This window comes from Streptomyces sp. NPDC093064 (assembly GCF_044754605.1).
GTDB lineage: Bacteria > Actinomycetota > Actinomycetes > Streptomycetales > Streptomycetaceae > Streptomyces.
In genome coordinates, this window is the sequence record NZ_JBIVPK010000018.1 from 117,408 (window position 1) to 136,091 (window position 18,684).

The window sequence follows — 18,684 nt, forward strand, 5'->3', positions numbered from 1 at the left end:
CAGACTGCCACAGGAGGGCCGCCGCGTCCCGGGCCGGAACGGGCCCCCGGCTCAGCCGGCCACGCACTCGGCCGCAAGGTCGTCCGCCAGGGCGGCGATCCTGGCGCGGCCCTCGACGTGTTCCACCCAGGTGTGCGGCAGGCCGTGGTCGCCGTGCCGGGCGCCGAGGATGTTTCCGCAGAGGGAGCCGGTGGAGTCGCTGTCACCCGAGTGGTTGACGGCGAGCAGCAGGGCGTCCTCGACGCGCGGAGCGGCCAGGGCGCTGTAGACGCCGATGGCCAGGGCCTCCTCGGCGACCCATCCGGCGCCGAGCCGCTGAAGCCTCTCGGGCGTCCCAGTGCCCTGTGCGGCCAGGTCGAGTGCCTGCTCCAGGGCGGCACTGGTCTCCTCGTGCCCTGCATGGCGGGCGAGCAGCCGCAGCGCGCGCAGGACCGCGCCCTCGACGGAGTCCCCGGACACGAGGTACGCGACGATCGCGGCGAGCGCGCCGGCCGCGTAGTAACCGGTGGGGTGGCCGTGGGTCGTCTGAGCACAGCGGGCGGCCATGCCGAAGGCGGTGGCGGGGTCGGTGCGGGTCAGCCCGAAGGGCGCCGAGCGCATCACCGCGCCGCAGCCCTTGGAGTCGGAGTTGACCGGGCCGGGCGGGCCGAGCTCGGCCGCCGGATCGGGCACGAAGTCCTGGGCGAGCCCGGACAGGCAGGCGTTTCCGGGGGCGCGGCGGGCGTACAGCCACCGCTCGGTGATCAGTCCGCCGCGCGGACCCTCGTAGGAGCCCCCGTCGGGCCCGGCCATCTCACTGTCCTCGGGGCCCTGCCTGCGCTGGGTCTCCAGCCAGCGCTCGTAGGCCCAGCGCACCAGGCGGGGCCAGCCGCCGCCGATGCCCCGCAGCCGCTCGCGCTCGTGGGCCTGGCGCAGGCCCTCCACGGTGAACAGGGTCATCTGGGTGTCGTCGGTGATCCGGCCCACCGCGCCGTCCCCGTCGGGCACCAGGCCGGTCACGCCTCGCGGACCGTGCACGCCGCGGATCCGCTCCAGGGAGTCGAATTCGACCGGATAGCCGAGCGCGTCCCCGACGGCGCCGCCCAGCAGGCACCCGCGCACTCTGGCGCGGTACACCGCCGTCGCCTCCCAGGACGGCTTCCACGGCTCGGTCATATGCCCCCTCCTCGACTACGGTCGTGCGTATGGCCATTGTCGCGTCCGGCACCACCGCGTCCGCCACCGCCCCCGCAGCCCAGGGCGTCGGCCCGCTGCTGCGGTCCTGGCGGGAACGGCGGCGGATCAGCCAGCTCGAACTGGCGCTGCGCGCCGACTCCTCGGCCCGGCACATCAGCTTCGTCGAGACCGGACGGTCCCGGCCGAGCGAGGACATGGTGCTGCGGCTGGCGGAACACCTGGAGGTGCCGGTGCGGGAGCGCAACGCCCTGCTGCTGGCCGCCGGTTACGCCCCGAGGTACCGGCAGACCCCGCTGGACGACCCGGCGCTCGGCCCGCTGCGCGAGGGCCTGGAGCAGCTGATCCGGGGATACGAGCCGTATCCGGCGCTGGTGGTCGACGCGACGTACGACGTGGTGAGCGCGAACCGGGGCATCACGATGCTGCTGGACGGCATCCCGGAGCGGCTGCTCGCCGCACCGCTGAACGCGATGCGCCTGACCCTGCACCCGGACGGTCTGGCGCCGCGCATCCGCAATCTGCGCGAGTGGCGCGGGCATCTGCTCGCTCAGATGGAGCGGCAGGTCGCGCTGCACCGCTCGGCCGCGCTGCGCGAGCTGTACGAGGAGGTGGCGGCCTACCCGGTGCCGCGGGGCGCGCCGGAGACGGCGGAGCCGCCCGGGCGGGTGCCGTACTTCGCGCTGCCGATGCGGATCGAGCACGACGGGCGGGTGCTGTCGTTCGTCTCCTCCATCTCCACCTTCAACACGCCCATGGACGTGACGGTGGCGGAACTGGCGATCGAGACGTTCCTGCCCGCCGATCCGGCCACCGTCGAGTACCTTCACTCGTCGTGGGCGGGAGAGAGCCGGGGAGCATGGCGTGAGTGAGCGGCGGGCGGCGCCCACCGTGGGCCAGGTGGTGCTCGGCAAACGGCTTCAGGAACTGCGGGAGAAGGCCGGACTGGGACGCGAGGCGGCCGCGCGCGTCCTGCGGGTGGCCCCCGCGACGGTACGGCGGATGGAGACGGCCGAGGTCGCGCTGAAGATCCCGTACGTGCAGATGCTGCTGAGCGCCTACGGGGTGGGCGACGAGGCGGCCGCCGCGTTCGTCGCGCTGGCCGAGGAGGCCAACGCGCCGGGCTGGTGGCAGCGGTTCCACGACGTGCTGCCGGAGTGGTTCAGCCTGTACGTGAGCCTGGAGGGCGCCGCCCGGCTGATCCGCTCCTACGAGCCGCACTTCGTGCCGGGGCTGCTCCAGACGGAGGGCTATGCGCGGGCGGTGCTGGAGGCGGGGACGGTCGGGCAGCGCAGGCCGGACGCGGTCGAGCGGCACGTGTCGCTGCGGATGGCCCGGCAGCGCCTGCTGGAGCGGGCCGATCCGCCGCACCTGTGGGTGATCATCGACGAGACCGTGCTGCGGCGGCCGGTCAGCGACCGCCCCGAGGTGATGCGCGAGCAGCTCGACAAGCTGCTCCACTACACCGAGCGGGACCGGGTGACGCTGCAGGTCGCCGAGTTCGCGCGGGGGCCGCACGCGGGGACGTACGCGCCGTTCTCGCTGTTCCGCTTCGCCGAGCCGGAGCTGCCCGACCTGGTCTACACCGAGTACCTGACCGGCGCCCTGTACCTGGACTCCCGCACGGAGATCTCCGCGCACCTCGAGGTCCTGGACCGCATGACGGCCGCCGCCGCCACCGCCGAGCAGACCCGCGAGCTGCTGCGGAAGTACCGCGAGAACCTGTGAGCCGCACCCGGCGGGCGAGCGACCTGTACCCCTAGGCACTGTCGTCAAATTCCCGCCTGCCCCGCGACGCCTGGCACGCACTCTCGCCACACCGGGCGAAAGCCCAAGTACGTCCAGTACGAGGACTTCCGCCCGGCACGCCGAGAGCACACACCAGACGCCGCGGAGCCGCCCTTCGGGCGACGACGGGAATGTGACGACAGGACCTAGGGCCTCTCGTTTGGATCAGGCAAAAGACCCTAGGCGGCTCCGCCCCTGGTGTCGCGTTCGTCGTCGACGATCTCCGCGTCCACCACCGTGTCCTCGTCGGGCGGTGCCGTCTGCGGTCCGGAGCTCTCCGTGCCGCTCTGCTGTGCCTGGGCGTACATCGCCTGGCCCATCCGCTGGCTGACGGAGGCCAGTTTGTCGATGGCCGTGCGCAGCGCGGGGGTCTCCGCCTGCTGCTCCAGGAGGGCCTTCACCTCGGCGGCGGCGGCCTCGACCTCCGACTTGGTGTCCGCGGGCACGCGGTCTCCGTTGTCGCGGAGGAAGTTCTCCGTCTGGTAGACGAGCTGCTCGGCCTGGTTGCGGGTCTCGGCGGTCTCCCGGCGCTTGCGGTCGTCCTCGGCGTACTCCTCGGCCTCCCGCATCATGCGGTCGATGTCGTCCTTGGGCAGCGCCGAGCCGCCGGTCACGGTCATCTTCTGCTCGCGGCCGGTGGCGAGGTCCTTGGCCGAGACGTGCATGATCCCGTTGGCGTCGATGTCGAAGGCGACCTCGATCTGCGGCACCCCGCGCGGGGCGGGCGGCAGGCCGGTGAGGTCGAAGACGCCGAGCTTCTTGTTGTACGCGGCGATCTCACGTTCACCCTGGTAGACCTGGATGCCGACCGAGGGCTGGTTGTCGGTGGCGGTGGTGAAGATCTCCGAACGCCGGGTCGGGATCGTGGTGTTGCGCTCGATGAGCTTGGTCATGATGCCGCCCTTGGTCTCGATGCCGAGGGACAGCGGGGTGACGTCGAGGAGGAGGACGTCCTTGACGTCGCCGCGGATCACGCCCGCCTGGAGGGCGGCGCCCACGGCCACCACCTCGTCGGGGTTGACGCCCTTGTGCGGGTCCTTGCCGGTCAGCTCCCGCACCAGGTCGGTCACGGCCGGCATCCGGGTGGAGCCGCCGACGAGGATCACGTGGTCGACGGCCGAGAGCTTGATGCCCGCGTCCTTGACGGCCTGGTGGAAGGGCTTGCGGCAGCGGTCCAGCAGATCGGCGGTGAGCTCCTGGAACTGGGCCCGGGTCAGCTTCTCGTCCAGGTGCAGCGGGCCCTCGGCGGAGGCCGTGATGTAGGGCAGGTTGATCGTCGTCTCGGAGGACGACGACAGCTCGATCTTGGCCTTCTCGGCGGCCTCGCGCAGCCGCTGCACCGCCATCTTGTCGTTGCCGAGGTCGATGCCGTACTGGCCCTTGAACCGCTTGACCAGGTGCTCGACGATCCGCTGGTCCCAGTCGTCGCCGCCGAGATGGGTGTCGCCGTTGGTGGCCTTGACCTCGATGACGCCGTCGCCGATCTCCAGCAGGGAGACGTCGAAGGTGCCGCCGCCGAGGTCGAAGACGAGCACGGTCTGCTCCTCGCCCCGGTCCAGGCCGTAGGCGAGCGCGGCGGCCGTCGGCTCGTTGATGATCCTCAGGACCTTCAGGCCGGCGATCTCCCCGGCCTCCTTCGTCGCCTGCCGCTGGGCGTCGTCGAAGTACGCCGGTACGGTGATCACCGCGTCCGTGACGTCCTCGCCGAGGTACGCCTCCGCGTCCCGCTTCAGCTTCTGCAGGACGCGCGCGGACAGCTCCTGCGCCCGGTAGCGGGTGCCGTCGACGGAGCCCTGGTCCGGGAAGCGCCAGTTCGCGTCCCCCATGTGGCGCTTGACCGAGCGTGCGGTGCGCTCCACGTTCGTCACCGCCTGCCGCTTGGCCACCTCGCCGACGAGCACCTCGCCGTTCTTGGCGAACGCCACGACCGACGGCGTGGTGCGCGCGCCCTCGGCGTTGGCGACGACGGTGGGGTCGCCGCCTTCCAGCAGGGCCACCACCGAGTTCGTCGTCCCTAGATCGATCCCGACCGCACGTGCCATCTTCGTCCCCTTCCGGGCGCCTCCTGCTCTCCAGCACAAAACTTGAGTGCGCTGTTGTCAATGCCGCGTACCCGCCGACTACCGCTCTACCCGGGAACACCGATGCCGCGCCCGGGACGAGGGGCGCGGCATCGTCGGACGTGGGCCTCGGCTCAGGCGAGCTTCGCGTCCAGGGTGATCGTCGTACCGGCCAGGGCCTGGCTGACCGGGCAGTTCTTCTTGGCTTCCTCGGCCGCGGCGACGAACGCGTCGTTGTCGATGCCGGGGACCGTGCCCTCGACGCTGAGGTGGATGCCCGTGATGCCCTCGCCCGGCTGGAAGGTGACGTCCGCCTTCGTCCGCAGGGTGGTGGGCGGGGTGCCGGCGCCGGCGAGGCCGTGCGACAGCGCCATGGAGAAGCAGCTGGAGTGGGCGGCTGCGATCAGCTCCTCGGGGCTGGTCTTCCCGTTCGCCTGCTCGGCGCGCGACGGCCACGACACCGGCTGCTGGCCGATGCCGGAGGAGTCGAAGGTGACGACGCCGTTGCCCTCGAGCAGGTTGCCTTCCCAGACGGTGTGAGCGGTGCGCGTGGTTGCCACGGTTGGTTCCATACCTTTCGCCAAGGTTCCCGTTGCCGGGGTTCCGTAACCGCCATCCGATCACATCCGCGCCATGCGCAACCACCGAACAGGCCGCGACCTGCCGTGGAAGGTGTGTGAATCGCCTGCCGGACGGCAGGGGGAGGCCCTACAGTCCGTTCCATGGTCGAACTCTTCCAAGTCCTCGGGGGAATCGCGGGATTTGGTGGGGTCGCTCTCGGTGTCCTGTACCTGCTCTACCGGGACCTCGTGCGCGACATCATCCGCAGGCGGATGTTCCGGACGCTCACGTCGGCGCAGGCGACCGCCCTCTTCGGGGCCGTGGTCGTGCTCGCCTTCGCCGTGGCGATCCTCGGGATCTTCGCCACCCTCGCCGAAAGCACGGGTGTCCGGCAGTTCCTGGTCCTCGTGGGCATGCTGCTGCTGTTCCTGCTGGCGGTGCTGTTCCTCGCGGTGCGCGCGGTCACCGGCCCGGCGGCTCGCGCGAAGGCCGGCGGCGGTGCGGAGCGCAGGCTCACCACCGTGCGCCGGCACGTCGAGAGCGGGGAGGCCGACCAGGCGGAGCGCGCCCTGGAGGCGTCCCGGCTGGACCGCGAGTCGTCCGTGTTCTGGTACTGGAAGGCCAGGATCGCGCTGGTCCGGTCCAACCTCGACGTGGCGTACGGCTATGTCGAGGAGGCGCTGAAGCTGGACGGCCGGGACCCGTACGGCATCGCGCTGAAGATAGAGCTGCTTCTGCTGGCGGGCGACCCCGACCGGCGTGACCGGGCCGCGCGGCTGTCGGTGGAGAGTACCGGCTTGAGCGGTGAACTCGACGCGTGGCTGCGCCAGTTGCGGGCCGAGGGAATGTTCGACGGTGGGGTACGCACCCGCACGGAGTTCGAGACGCGGTGCCCGCTTCCCACCCGCACCACGGAGGATGTCCATGCGGAGTGAGCGGAGCAGGCACAGGGAGCAGCGGAAGGCGGTCCTCTTCCTCCCGTCGGCCACCGTCGCGGGCGCAGGCGCGAGCGGTGAGTCGTACCACGAGCCGGAGGAGGCGCTGCGGGAGGCACTGACCGCCGCGGCCACGGCGGACCTGTTCCCGCTCTCTCCGCCGGCCCGTACGGCGGAGGAGGCCGACGCGCTCCTCGCCCAACACCCGGACGCGGTGCTCCTGATCCACCCCGGCGGTCGGATCCCGCGCGACGCGCGCCCCCGGCCGGGCGGCGCGCTGTGGCAACTCCTGCGCTGCGGAGCCGGACTGCGACTGGGCGAACCGGCCACGGTGGCGGAGGCCGCTCTTCCGGAAGGCTCTTCACACCCGGAGGGTGCCTTTCGCGTGGAGGGTGCCTCGTCGTCGGTGGGGGCGTCGTCCTCGGAGGAGTCGCCGCCCCCGCCGGGTGCCCCGCTTCCGGACGGCGAGGACCGGCTGGCACTGCTGGTGGTGGAGCTGCCCCGGGAAGGCGCTCCGGCCGCGGCCGGGCGGGCGGTACGCGCCGAGCGCGCGCCGCTGTGCCGGGACTTCGCGGTCCGTAGCGGACTGCCGGCCGGGCCGGTGCTCGGGGAGAGCGCCGAGGACTGGGCGGTGGAGCTACGAGGGGCCGTGCGCTGGAGCCTGACGCTGACGGCGATCGTGCACCCCGGGATCACCCCGCCCGCCCCGGACAGCCCGGACGCCCCGCTGTGGGGATGGCTGCGGGCGGGTCGGGAGATCCGGTCGGCGTTCGCCCCGCTCGACGGGCGGTTCTCCCTGTTGGGATCGGGGGCGGCGTCCGAAGGGGAACTCGGCACCGCCTACATCGGCCGTCTGAGCGCTCCGCCTCCGGACGAGGACGACTGGCTCTCCCCCGCCTCACTCGACGGGGAAATCCAAGAGCGCAGGCGGAGCGCCGCGCAACCTCCGCCGGGTTCTCGCGGGCCCGCCGGGCCACCGCCGCCCGCGGACGAGGGCTACGAGTTCCTCCGCCGTCGCGGCCGCCGCGACGCGGTCCCCGAATCCGCGGCGGCCGATCACCTCGGTACCGCCGCGCAACGGCGCACCATCAGCCATGGCGCCCAGCCGGCCGGCCCTCGCCTGCCCCTGTTCCGCCGCACCGGCCGGCCCCTCCCCCACGACGGACTCTTCATCCGCCGCAACAGCGCCTTCGGCACCCGTTCCCCCCTCGGCGTGCGGGATCTCATCGAGCAGGGCGTGATCATCGGGCAGGAGCAGATCCGGTTCGACGACTTCGTGGCGGCCCGCACGGAGCAGGTGCCCGGTCCCCCTCCCGGCCGGGCCGTCGGCGTCAGCCACGGGCTGGCGGCCGCGCAGGGCGAGTTCAGGGCCGACGAGGCGACGACCCACTTCCTGGAGATCACCCTCAAGGCGGGCGAGGCACCCCCCGAGGACGCCCCCGCCGAGTCGCTTCCGGTGAACTTCGTCTTCGTCGTGGACACCAGCGGCTCGATGGACGGCGAGAAACTCGACGGCGTCAAGGCGGCCCTGCAGACCCTCTACGACCGACTGCGGCCGACGGACTGCCTGGGCGTCATCACCTTCGAGCACCACGTCCGCACGGTGCTGCCCGCCACCGCCAAGCGGGAGCTGCCGCGCGAGCGCTTCGCCCAGGTGGTGGCCGGGCTGAGAGCCGGCGGCGGCACGGACATCAACCTCGGTGTGCAGTACGGCATCGACGAGATCGGCCGGAACGCCCTCGGCGGGGGCACGGTCAACTGCCTGTACCTCTTCTCCGACGGCGGCCCGACCTCCGGCGAACGGGACTGGGTCAGGATCCGTACGAACATCGCGGCCAAGCTCCGCGGCGACCTCACCGTGTCGTGCTTCGGCTTCGGCTCCGACGCCCGGATGCCCGAACTGGCGGCGCTGGCCGGGCTGGCCGGCGGTCACGCGACGTTCGTCACCCGGCCCGAGCAGGTGGGCACGGACCTGCTCGCCGACCTGAACCGGCGCGACCACCTGGCCGCCATCGACATCCAGCTCCGCCTCGACATCGCCCCCGACGTGGAGATCCGGCACCTGTACGGCCACGACCTGGTCAGCGACCCGCGCGCCCGGGCGGCGGTGCTGCGGGAGGCGGCCCAGGCGGCCAAGCGCGCACAGCGGGACTACGGCGCCGAGGCCCTCCCGGACCTCATCACCGAGGAGACCGGCATCCGCATCTTCGCGCCCGACCTCGCGTTCGGGGAGACGTACTGGATCGTCCTCGAACTGACCGTGCCGCCGGGCCGCGAGCCGCACCCCCTGGGCACCGGGGCCGTGCAGTACGTCGACACCGTCACCCGCGAGGGGCACCGGCACGCACTCGGCCTGGCCGCGGACCTCACCCTCACCGAGGAGACCGTGGCCGTGCACGCGATGGGACTGTGGACCAGCGAGGTCACCTTCCACGCCCTGGACGACCTGTACGACCGGGACCGCGACACGGCGACGAAGCGGCTGAAGCAGCACATCGAGGTGCTGCGGGCCGCGCACGGCCGACTGCCGGCGCGGGAGTTCCGCGACGATCAGGTCACCCTGCAGAAGCTGATCACGCTGACCGGCTCGCTGGACACGGTGGTGTCGTTCAGCGACCGGCCGCACGGCCCGGGCGGCATGGCGCCCGCGGTCATGATGATGAGCGACTTCGGCCGGGTCCGGTCGGGTTTCTGGCCGCACTACTGACCGCCGGACCAGGAAGTCAGGCGGCCCGTTCCTCCGGTTCCGCGGTGAGCGGCGCCCCGGTCCCGGCGGCCTCGTGCAGCCAGCGCCGCAGCACGCGGTGGACGTGCTCGGCGCCGACGAGGTCCTCGCCCTCCTGGACCGGCGGGGAGCAGTCGAGCGGCGACAGCAGGAACGGGTGGCCCTGCGCGCCGCCGAGGCCGCCGTGGGAGCCGATCTGCTCCTCGAAGGCGAGGACCTCTCCGTCGGCCGGGTCGTGGCTGGAGTTGACCATGATGTCGGCGGCGTGCGGGAAGGAGTGGGTGCGGCGTACGGCGTCGGCGGCGCCGGGGCCGAAGAGGGCGAGCGGACCGGGGTCGGTGTCGAGTTCGGCCAGCGGTATCCGTACACCGCGCGCGCCGAGCACGACACCGCCGTGCTCCTCGCTGCGCACGAGCAGGAAGCCGACACCCGGGTGGTCGGCGAGCGTGGACAGCAGCGCGGGGTGGCGGGCGTCGATCTCCTCCTGGCTCATGCGGTGCGGCACGTCCGGGAAGGAGACCAGGCCGAGGTTGCCGGAGGCCAGCACGACGGGCTCCGAGCGGCGGGCGGGCCGGCGGTCCTCACCGCTCTCCTCGACCGGGCGGCCGAGCGCGGCCCGCACGGCGGCCCGTGCCTCGGCGCCACTGCGCGTCCTTCCCGCCCGGCGCGGCACGGACAGGCCGCAGCCGGCCCGGACCAGGTCGCCCAGGGTCAAACCGTAGCGGGAGCGGAAGGTCTCGCCGGGGCTCTGTCCGTGGTCGGACAGGAGGACGAACCGGTACGGGCGCGGGGCGTGCTCGGCGACCTTCTCGATCAGCGCCAGCGAGCGGTCCAGACGCCGCAGCACCTGCGCCGCGTCACGGCTGTGCGGCCCGGAGTGGTGGGCCACCTCGTCGTACGCCACCAGGTCGGCGTAGACGGCGGTGCGCCCGGCGAGCAGGTCGCCCATCACCGCGGCCACGACGACGTCCCGTTCGACGACCGTCGCGAAGGCGCGGATCAGCGGGTACAGGCCGCCGCGGGAGACACGCGGGCGCTCCTCGCGGAGCCGGGCGCGCAGGGACTGACCGATCTCGCGGCCGGCGTCGGCGACGAAGGACAGAAAGGTGCGGACGGCGTTGGCGGGGTCGGAGAAGTAGGCGAAGTAGCCCGCGCGGGAGCGGCTGGCGCGGTCGCGGCGGGCCGCGACCGACAGGACGAGCGCGAGTTCGCCGGCGCCGCCGCCGAAGAGGTTGCCGCGGCTGGCCCCGTCGGCGCTGAGCAGTCCGCCGTCGCCGGTGCGCCGCACGGCGCGGCGCTGGAGTTCGACGGCGCTGCTAGGGCGGTTGCAGACCATCACCTCGCCGGTGTCCTTCTCATACCAGCGGAAGGCGGGGACGTCGTGGTTGGTTCCGTGCAGGATGCCGAGCTGGCTGGCGCCGGTCTGGCTGGACCAGTCGGTGCGCCAGGGGGTGAGCCGGTGGGTGGGCTGCCCCTCGCCGGCACCGAGCCATCGCGCGACGGTCGGCATCAGGCCCTCGTCCACCGCGTCCCGCAGCACGTCGTGACCGACGCCGTCGAGCTGGACGACGACGGTGCCGGGGGTCGGCGAGCAGGGCGGCAGCCGTCTGCGGCGGCGGTCGGCGAGCCGGTGGAGCCGGCGCCGGTAGGCGTCGTCGTCACGCACGGCGAGGGCGGCGCCGGTGGCGGAGGCGACCGCGGACATCACCGCGGCCACGATGACGGCGGTCTCGGGGGCCGCCTCGGCCTGTCCGGAGGGGGTGATGCGCAGGGCGAGCAGGAGCAGGGAGCCGTTGAGGAAGAACACCAGCAGCCCGAGGACCAGCGCGGGCACGAGCAGCAGCAGCCGGACGAGCAGCGGCCACACCACGGCGGACAGCACACCGAAGGCGCCCGCGCCGAGCGCGGCGGTCACGGCGACGGTGGTGGCGCTGTCGCCGTCGGGCGACTGCAACTGGAAGTCCGGCAGGATCCCGGCGAGCACGAGCAGGGTGACCGTGGAGACGGCCCACACGGCGACACTGCGCCCGACCTGACTGGCGGCCCGCCGCCACCGCCGCCCGCCACCCATGCCGGCACATCCTCCGTTCCCGCCCCCGCCCCGCGCCTCCACGCGGACCCACCCCAGCTTGTCATACACCCCTACAAACCCCCGTGACCTGCGGTAACACCCATCGGCACGGACCCGCCACCGGCGGTCGCCGACGCACCCGCCCTCAGCCCCGCCGCGCCGACGGCGCCGAGCGCACCGGTGACGCCATGGGCGTCCGGAGACGGTGCGGGGCGCGGTCCGGGCCGTCACGCGCCGGATCCCCGGCCCTCGGGTCCCGGCCTCCGGGGCGTCCGACCACCCGGCACCGGCCCACCGGAGCCGGCCACTCCCCCCTTTCGTCGCCCTGGCCCGCCGCACGGCCGCACCGCTCGCAGGACCGGCGCACCACGGAGCCGACCGGCCGGCGCGCGGCCATCGGCCCGTGTGACCGGGCCGTCGTCGGTGGACGGTGTAGGCGGGGAGTTGGGTCAGCGGCCGTCGTAGCCGGCGGTCGGCATGGAGAGGCGGCGGTGTACGTGGGCCTTCATCTGGGCGTCGTACGCGGGCTCGGCCTGGCCCACCGTCTCCACCCGGACCCCGCGTCGCGCGCACTCCGCGGTGAACTCCTCCACGGAGGACAACGCTCGCTCCAGCACCCGCCGGCTGGGCGCGACGAACAGGTCCACGCCCGGGCGCACTCCCTCCCACAGGGCGAGGTGGTCGGCCCGCAGCCCCCGGACGAGCAGTTCCCGCGCGATCACGTAGCCGTGCTCGGCCGCCCAGCGGGCGCACATCGCGTGCTGGCCGCGGGAGTCCACCAGGAAGGGGTCGTCGTTCAGCTCCTCCAGGGGTGTCAGGCTCGCGATCGCCGTGACGCGGACGGCCGCCGGAGCGCCCCCGCCGGGGGCATCCCGCACTTCTCCCATGGCGTCCCCCCTCACCTCCGGGTTTCCGCCGCCGACCCTACTCCTGCCCGTAGGCTCAGGGGGAGTCGCACGAAGGAGTCAAAGGAGTGCCGGTGGAGATCACCTGGTGGGGTCACGCCACCTGCACGGTCGAGGACTCGGACGTCCGCGTGCTGACCGATCCCCTGTTCGCCCGCCGGCTCGCGCACCTGCGCCGCCGCCGCGGCGCGCCGCCGCCGCCCGCCGCCTGGCACGCGGACGTGGCCCTGGTCTCCCACCTGCACGCCGACCATCTGCACGTACCCTCACTGGCCCGGCTGGAGCCGGGCACGCGCCTGCTGGTGCCCCAGGGCGCACTCGGGGCGGTCGCGGGACTGCGCCGGCTCGCGCACCTGCGGATCACCGAGGTGACGCCCGGTGACCGGGTCGAGGTCGGCGGTGTCGTCGTACGGGCGGTGCCGGCCCGGCACGACGGGCGCCGGCTGCCGGTCGGGCGGCACCGCTCGCCGGCGCTCGGCTACGTCGTCGAGGGCGAGGCGCGGACGTACTTCGCCGGGGACACCGGCCTGTTCGAGACGATGGCCGAGGAGGTCGGGCCGGTCGACGCGGCGCTGCTGCCGGTGGGCGGCTGGGGACCGTACCTCGGCGCGGGGCATCTGGACGCGGGACGGGCGGCGCGGGCGTTGGCCCGGCTGGCGCCGGGGAGCGCAGTGCCGGTGCACTACGGCACGTACTGGCCGATCGGGATGGACGCCGTGCGCCCCCACGAGTTCCATGCGCCGGGTGACGAGTTCGCGCGCCTCGCCGCCGAGCGTGCGCCGGGGGTCGCGGTGCACCGGCTCGGGCACGGGGAGAGCGTGCGCCTGGAGGGCGCCCGGTGATACGGATCGCCGCCGCCGTGACCTCGGTGGTGCCGCCTGAGTCCACCCAGCAGGCGCTCGGGTATCCCTCGTTGTTCCTGCTGGTGCTGATCGGGGCGCTGGTGCCAGTGGTGCCGACGGGTGCGCTGGTCAGTTCGGCGGCGGTGGTCGCCCTGCACCAGACGGCGCCGTTCTCGCTGGCGCTGGTGTTCCTGACGGCGTCGCTGGCCGCGTTCCTCGGGGACGCGGCGCTGTACGGGCTGGGGCGGCGCGGACTGGGGTCGAGGAACGGATCGCGCTGGCTGGAGGCGATCCGCACGCGCGCCCCGGAGGACCGGCTCGCGCAGGCGCAGCGGAAGCTGACCGAGCACGGGGTCGCGGTCCTGGTCCTGTCCCGCCTCGTCCCGGCGGGCCGCATACCGGTGATGCTGGCATGCCTGCTGGCGAAGTGGCCGCTGCGCCGCTTCTCCCGCGGCAACCTCCCCGCGTGCCTGGCCTGGGCGGTGACGTACCAGTTGATCGGCATCCTCGGCGGCTCCCTGTTCGAGGAGCCCTGGGAAGGCGTGGTCGGCGCGATCGCGCTGACCGTCCTGCTGGGCGCCGCCCCCTCCGTCTGGCGCCGCCTGCGCCGGCTGATCCCCGTCCACCGCTCGCACTGACCTCGGCGGGCCTCCGAACGCGTGGGGGCGGCGACCGGCCGCTACTCCAGGACCCGGGAGGCGCCCACCGGCAGGTCCCACAGCCGTTCCCGGGGAAGGCCGGCCTCCTGCCAGGCCCTGCGGACCCGGGTCAGGGGTTCCAGGAGGGGTTCGGCGGAGAGGACGAAGGTGCCCCAGTGCATGGGCGCCATGTGCCGGGCGCCGAGGTCCTGGACGGCCTGGACGGCTTCCTCCGGGTCGCAGTGGACGTCGCTGAGCCACCAGCGGGGGGCGTAGGCACCGATGGGGAGCAGGGCGAGGTCGATGCCGGGGTAGCGGCGGCCGATGCGGGAGAACCAGTGGCCGTAGCCCGTGTCGCCGGCGAAGTACACGCGCTGCTCGTCGGGGTCGGTGAGCACCCAGCCGCCCCACAGGCTGCGGCAGGTGTCGGTGAGGGTGCGCTTGGACCAGTGGTGGGCGGGGACGAAGTCGAGGCGGACTCCGGACAGTTCGGCCGCCTCCCACCAGTCCGGTTCGGTGACGCGGGTGAACCGGCGCCGCTGGAACCAGCGGCCGAGTCCGGCCGGCACGAACACCGGGGTGTCGCGCGGGAGTCGGCGCAGGGTGGGCGCGTCCAGGTGGTCGTAGTGGTTGTGGCTGATGACGACCGCGTCGACGGGCGGCAGCGCCTCCCAGACCACGCCGACGGGCGTGACCCGGGCCGGGGTGCCGATGATGCGGCGGGACCACACCGGGGTCAGCACGGTCAGCCCGCCGATCCGGACCACCCAGCTCGCGTGCCCCGCCCAACTGACGGCGACGGTAAGGGTGTCCACGCGGGGAAGATCGGCGGGCCGGTACGGCAGCAACGGGATGTCGGCGAGGGCCTCCTTGTCCGGCCGCAGAGCGCCCTCGCGGGCGAACCGGGCGAAGGCCTTCAGGTCGGGCAGCGGGGCGGTGAGCCGGTCGTGGAAGGTGCGCGGCCACACCCGCCGCTCCGCCGGCGGCCGGGGTTCGGCCAGCGGTGGGAACGGGGCGGGCCGGTAGGTCAGGAGGGACGAGGCCGCGGGATCGTCGGCCTCCTGGGCGGTGGTGCTCGTGGATGTGGTCGACTCGGACTGCTGCGTCATCGAGGAGGCTCCCATCGCTGAGCGTCGTCGCGGAGATCGTCGAGTACCGACCTCAAGGAGAGCAAAGCGCGTTGCACGTGCGGCAGTTCCAACGGCTCGGGGGACAGGAGGCATTCCGCGCGTTCCTCGTCGGTGCGGCCGAGGAGTTCGGCGGTGGACAGCCGCACGCGCAGCGCGCCGAGGTCGTCGCCGAAGCGGTGGCCGCCGTGCACGGGCAGTTCCAGGCGGGTGGTGAGGAAGTCCTCCAACTCCTGTGCGTCGCCGACCGCGTGGGCGTCGAACGCGGAGCGCAGCGGGCCGAGGTCGACGTAGAGGTGGCGGCCGGCCTGCGGCGGCAGGGCGAGCGCGCCCGCGGCGACCACGGCCGCGTGGACGGCCCGTGCCACGCGCGCGTGCAGGCGTACCGAGGCCGCCAGGCGCGCGGTGACCGGCCCGGGTTCGTCGAGGACGCGGGCGGCCGCGGCGGCGACCGGTTCGGCGACGCGGGCGTCCAGTGCGGTGAGGACGTCGAGCACCCGCGCGTGCAGGGCCTCGCCGGTGGTGCCGGCGGGGAAGCGGGCGATCGCGGCGGGCCAGCCGGCGGGCAGGAACGGGCCGGCGAGGTCGGTGACGACGGTGACCCGGTCGGGCAGCATCTCGGCGGGGCTGAGCAGCACCGTCTCGTGCGGCGCGTGCACGGTGTCGCGCCAGGTCTCGTCGCTGACCAGGTGCAGTCCCTCGGCCGTGGCGGCCTCGACGGTCTCGTGCAGCACCTCCGGCGGCGCCACGGTGGCGGTGGGGTCGTCGGCGACGGACAGCACGAGCAGCCGGGGATCGCCGCCCTCGGCGCGGACTCTGCGGACGGTCTCCAGCAGGGCGTACGGGTCGGGGACGCCGCCACACTCGGCCGGCGTCGCCACGGGGAAGGCGGGGGTGCCCAGCAGGCGCGCGTACGGCGCCCACCAGGCCGCGCAGGGCCGGGGCACCAGCACGTCGCCGCCGAGCGTGGCGGTCAGCGCGAGCAGCAGGGCGGGCGCGCCGGGTGCGGCCGCCACCCGGCCGGGCCGGGTGGGCAGTCCGCGTCGCAGCCAGTACCCGCAGGCGGCGTCCAGCAGTTCGGTGCCGCCGCCGATCGGTCCGCGCCGGGTCCGGTTCGCGGCCCCGGCTAGCGCGGCGGACACCTCCGGCAGCACCGGCAGTCCGTCGTCGGGGAGGGCCGACGGACCGTAGCGGACGGGGCCGTGGCCTTCCGGGTCCGTCCGCCGCATGGGTACCTCCGCGAAGTCCCTGATGCCGTACGGCGCCGCCGAGTCGTGCCGCCGCCGGTCCGTCCCGGCCGCGTGCGCCCGGCCCGCCGCCCGGTGTCCGGGGGCGGGTCCGTCCGCACGGCGCCGGCCGTGCCCTCGGGGCTCCGTGTACCCAGGGCGGCGCCGTCCCAAGGCCACCCGGCCGGCTCGGGCAGGTCACACGGGCCCGCGTCCCCGCACGGCCTCCGGCTGCCCGGTCAGGCCTCGGCCTGACCGCGCCGCCACACCCGGTGGACCGCCCCGCCGAGCGCCGCCGCGATCAGGGCGCCGCCGCCGATCAGGGCCGGCAGGGAACCGGTGAACGAACCGCCCGCACCGGCCTGCACACCGTGCTGCGCCGCCTCGCGGGAGGGGTCGCGGCCCGCAGGGTCGCGGCCCGCGGCCGGGTCGCGGTCCGGGCCGTTGCCGAACTGGCCGCGGGAGGGGTCCCACGAGCCGTCGTCACGGGACGGGCCGCCGACGTCCGGACCTCGGGACGGAGCGCGGGAAGGGTCCCGGGAGGGGTCCCGGGAGTCCTGCGGCCGGGAGGGATCGTAGGAGGCGTTCGGGCCCGACGGGATCTGGGGTCCGAACGAATCCTGCGGGCGGGAAGGGTCGACGGAGGCGTTCGGACCCGGCAGGACCTGGGTTCCGAACGAATCCTGCGGGCGGGAAGGGTCGTAGGGGGCGTTGGGGCCCGACGAGACCTGAGGTCCGAACAAGTCCTGCGGGCGGGAAGAGTCAACGGAGGCGTTCGGACCCGGCAGGACCTGGGTTCCGAACGAATCCTGCGGGCGGGAGGGGTCGAAGAAGCCGTTGAGATCCGGCGCGACCTGGGTGCGGGAAGGGTCGTAGGCGGGTACGTCGCGGAACGTCTCGCGGGCCGGATCGCGCGGGACCTGGCCGGTAGCCGGGTCTCGGGGCGGGATCTGCGCGGGCCGGCCCGGGGCGGGGTCACGGGGCGACGACTGCCCGAACTGGCCCGAGGCCGGGTCACGGGGCGACGACTGCCCGGTCTCGGGGCGGAACGGATCATTGGCCGGCGCGTCCTGGAGGCCCGGGTCCCGCGAGGTGTCCTCCGGGGCCTGGACCGGTGCCGCGGCCGCCGCGTCGCGCAGGGCGCCCCCGGACGGTCTGGCGCGGGCAGCGTCCGACGGGACCGCGTCCCCGGACGGTCTGGCGCGGACCGTACCGGGCGGGACCACGGACGTCCCGACACGCTTGTCCGCACCGGTTCCGGCTGCCGGCGCGCAGGCCTCGTCCGCGGCGCGCAAGGCGGCGCCGTCCGGGCCGCACACGACGGTGACGTCGGCGCCCTCGTCGGTCCGCGGGGCGTGGCCCGTGTGCGCGGCGTGCCACAGGGCGGGGGAACGAGCGTGCGAGCCGGCCTGCGCGACCGGGCTCGCGAAGGCGGCCGACGCGGCGCCGCCCGCTATGACACCGGCCAGGACGGCGACGGGCAGGGCGCGGGGGACGGTACGGCGCATGAGCGGGGCTCCTTGGAACCGACGGCGGCTGGCGGCACGGGTTCGTGCCCTTCGCTGCCATCACAGCCGCTGAGGTCGCGGGTCGCGCGCGGCCGAGCCCCATTGGCGGGACACCGACGACCTATCGAGTGACGCCGGCGGCCCGCCCCGGAAGCGGGGCCGATCCTGAAGCGGGCCGCCCCTACACGCCCTCCCGCATCACCTGCTCCCGCAGCCGGTCGCAGCACCGGTTGATCAGCCGGGACACGTGCATCTGCGAGATGCCCAACTGCTCGGCGGTCCGGCGCTGCGTCATGTCGGCGAAGAATCGCATGTACAGGATGGCCCGCTCCCTATCGGGCAGCGCCGCCGGCCGCGGCCTGACCGACTCGCGGTCCACCACGGTGTCCAGGGCCGGGTCGGGCGAGCCCAGGCTGTCGCTCAGGGAGTAGCCGTCCTCGCTGCCGGGCAGTTCCGCGTCGAGCGAGAGAGCGGTGAAGCTCTCCAGCGCCTCCTGCCCGATCCGCACCTCCTTCGCACTGAGGTGGGTGTGCTCGGCGATCTCGGCGACGGTGGGGCCGCGGCCGGAGATCGTCCGGGAGAGGTCCTGGGAGGCGAAGCGGACCCGGTTGCGCAGCTCCTGCACCCGGCGCGGGACGTGCACCGTCCACATGTGGTCGCGGAAGTGCCGTTTGATCTCACCGGTGATGGTGGGCACGGCGTAGCTCTCGAAGGCGTTGCCGCGCTCGGGGTCGTAGCGGTCGACCGCCTTGACCAGGCCGAGCGGGGCGACCCGGCGCAGGTCCTCGGAGCTCTCGCCGCGGCTGCGGAACCGGCCGGCGAGCCGTTCGGCCATCGGCAGCCAGGCCTCGACAATCTCGTCGCGGACCTCGTTGCGCCGCTGCCCCGGGGGGAGTGCGGCGAGCCGGCGGAAGGCTTCCGCGGTGTCGGGGGCGTCGTCGTGGGGGTGGTGCCTGGCGCTCGCTCGCGTTGGCATGGTGCGTCGCAGCTCCCTCGCGGTCCTCTCGGGTGGACGGTCACCGTGGGAGCGCGGGCGCGTGGACCGGAAGGCCGCGCGTGGCGGCGTGTCGCGCCGCTGCCACGGGCGTGCCTCCGGTCCGAAGCAGTGGCTCGGCGTCTGCCCCC

15 protein-coding genes are annotated in these 18,684 nt (G+C 74.1%); 6 read left to right on the forward strand and 9 right to left on the reverse strand.

Annotated elements, in window-relative coordinates; all coding sequences use genetic code 11:
* Window positions 1–51: 51 nt before the first annotated feature.
* Complete coding sequence (locus ACIQFZ_RS22560) at window positions 52–1,155, reverse strand: ADP-ribosylglycohydrolase family protein (RefSeq protein ID WP_365435432.1); 1,104 nt, start codon at window positions 1,153–1,155, stop codon at window positions 52–54.
* A 29-nt stretch (window positions 1,156–1,184) separates the two neighbouring features.
* On the opposite strand from ACIQFZ_RS22560, the gene ACIQFZ_RS22565 reads away from it, so the two are divergent.
* Window positions 1,185–2,045, forward strand: coding sequence for a helix-turn-helix transcriptional regulator (locus ACIQFZ_RS22565; RefSeq protein WP_365435429.1), 861 nt, complete (start codon window positions 1,185–1,187; stop codon window positions 2,043–2,045).
* Window positions 2,038–2,901, forward strand: coding sequence for a helix-turn-helix transcriptional regulator (locus ACIQFZ_RS22570; RefSeq protein WP_365435426.1), 864 nt, complete (start codon window positions 2,038–2,040; stop codon window positions 2,899–2,901). The genes ACIQFZ_RS22565 and ACIQFZ_RS22570 overlap by 8 nt, the downstream gene beginning before the upstream one ends.
* Before the next feature lie 239 nt (window positions 2,902–3,140).
* Here ACIQFZ_RS22570 and dnaK read toward each other — a convergent pair whose 3' ends face one another.
* Together dnaK and ACIQFZ_RS22580 are read right to left on the reverse strand one after the other, a co-directional pair.
* Complete coding sequence (gene dnaK, locus ACIQFZ_RS22575; protein WP_365432350.1) at window positions 3,141–5,003, reverse strand: molecular chaperone DnaK; 1,863 nt, start codon at window positions 5,001–5,003, stop codon at window positions 3,141–3,143.
* A 152-nt stretch (window positions 5,004–5,155) separates the two neighbouring features.
* Window positions 5,156–5,581, reverse strand: coding sequence for an OsmC family protein (locus ACIQFZ_RS22580; RefSeq protein WP_361409696.1), 426 nt, complete (start codon window positions 5,579–5,581; stop codon window positions 5,156–5,158).
* Window positions 5,582–5,743: 162 nt separating this feature from the next.
* Between ACIQFZ_RS22580 and ACIQFZ_RS22585 the strand changes: the two genes are divergently transcribed.
* Window positions 5,744–6,517, forward strand: coding sequence for a tetratricopeptide repeat protein (locus ACIQFZ_RS22585; RefSeq protein ID WP_402691991.1), 774 nt, complete (start codon window positions 5,744–5,746; stop codon window positions 6,515–6,517).
* Window positions 6,507–9,224 (forward strand): VWA domain-containing protein, encoded by a 2,718-nt coding sequence (locus tag ACIQFZ_RS22590; protein ID WP_402691992.1) that lies wholly within the window; start codon window positions 6,507–6,509, stop codon window positions 9,222–9,224. The genes ACIQFZ_RS22585 and ACIQFZ_RS22590 overlap by 11 nt, the downstream gene beginning before the upstream one ends.
* Window positions 9,225–9,240: 16 nt before the next feature.
* Here the strand turns inward: ACIQFZ_RS22590 and ACIQFZ_RS22595 are convergent, their stop codons facing one another.
* Window positions 9,241–11,313 carry a phage holin family protein gene (locus tag ACIQFZ_RS22595; protein ID WP_383058140.1) on the reverse strand — a complete coding sequence of 691 codons (2,073 nt, stop codon included), beginning with the start codon at window positions 11,311–11,313 and terminating at the stop codon, window positions 9,241–9,243.
* 449 nt (window positions 11,314–11,762) lie between these two features.
* Window positions 11,763–12,200 carry a hypothetical protein gene (locus ACIQFZ_RS22600; protein WP_361409684.1) on the reverse strand — a complete coding sequence of 146 codons (438 nt, stop codon included), beginning with the start codon at window positions 12,198–12,200 and terminating at the stop codon, window positions 11,763–11,765.
* A gap of 86 nt (window positions 12,201–12,286) precedes the next feature.
* On the opposite strand from ACIQFZ_RS22600, the gene ACIQFZ_RS22605 reads away from it, so the two are divergent.
* Entirely contained in the window at window positions 12,287–13,060 is a 774-nt protein-coding gene (locus ACIQFZ_RS22605; protein WP_402691993.1) for an MBL fold metallo-hydrolase, read from the forward strand.
* Window positions 13,057–13,698 carry a DedA family protein gene (locus ACIQFZ_RS22610; protein WP_402691994.1) on the forward strand — a complete coding sequence of 214 codons (642 nt, stop codon included), beginning with the start codon at window positions 13,057–13,059 and terminating at the stop codon, window positions 13,696–13,698. The genes ACIQFZ_RS22605 and ACIQFZ_RS22610 overlap by 4 nt, the downstream gene beginning before the upstream one ends.
* Window positions 13,699–13,739: 41 nt before the next feature.
* Here ACIQFZ_RS22610 and ACIQFZ_RS22615 read toward each other — a convergent pair whose 3' ends face one another.
* From ACIQFZ_RS22615 to ACIQFZ_RS22630, 4 genes are all read right to left on the reverse strand, one after another.
* A complete protein-coding gene (locus tag ACIQFZ_RS22615; RefSeq protein WP_402691995.1) occupies window positions 13,740–14,807 on the reverse strand; it encodes an MBL fold metallo-hydrolase in 1,068 nt (355 codons plus the stop codon).
* Entirely contained in the window at window positions 14,804–16,054 is a 1,251-nt protein-coding gene (locus ACIQFZ_RS22620; protein ID WP_365434518.1) for an aminotransferase class I/II-fold pyridoxal phosphate-dependent enzyme, read from the reverse strand. The genes ACIQFZ_RS22615 and ACIQFZ_RS22620 overlap by 4 nt, the downstream gene beginning before the upstream one ends.
* Window positions 16,055–16,290: 236 nt before the next feature.
* The gene (locus tag ACIQFZ_RS22625; protein ID WP_402691996.1) at window positions 16,291–17,559 is read right to left on the reverse strand and encodes a hypothetical protein; all 1,269 of its coding nucleotides are present in this window, start codon (window positions 17,557–17,559) and stop codon (window positions 16,291–16,293) included.
* Between the two features lie 181 nt (window positions 17,560–17,740).
* Window positions 17,741–18,535, reverse strand: a complete 795-nt coding sequence (locus tag ACIQFZ_RS22630; RefSeq protein ID WP_383058147.1) for a SigB/SigF/SigG family RNA polymerase sigma factor — start codon at window positions 18,533–18,535, stop codon at window positions 17,741–17,743.
* Window positions 18,536–18,684 lie beyond the last annotated feature (149 nt).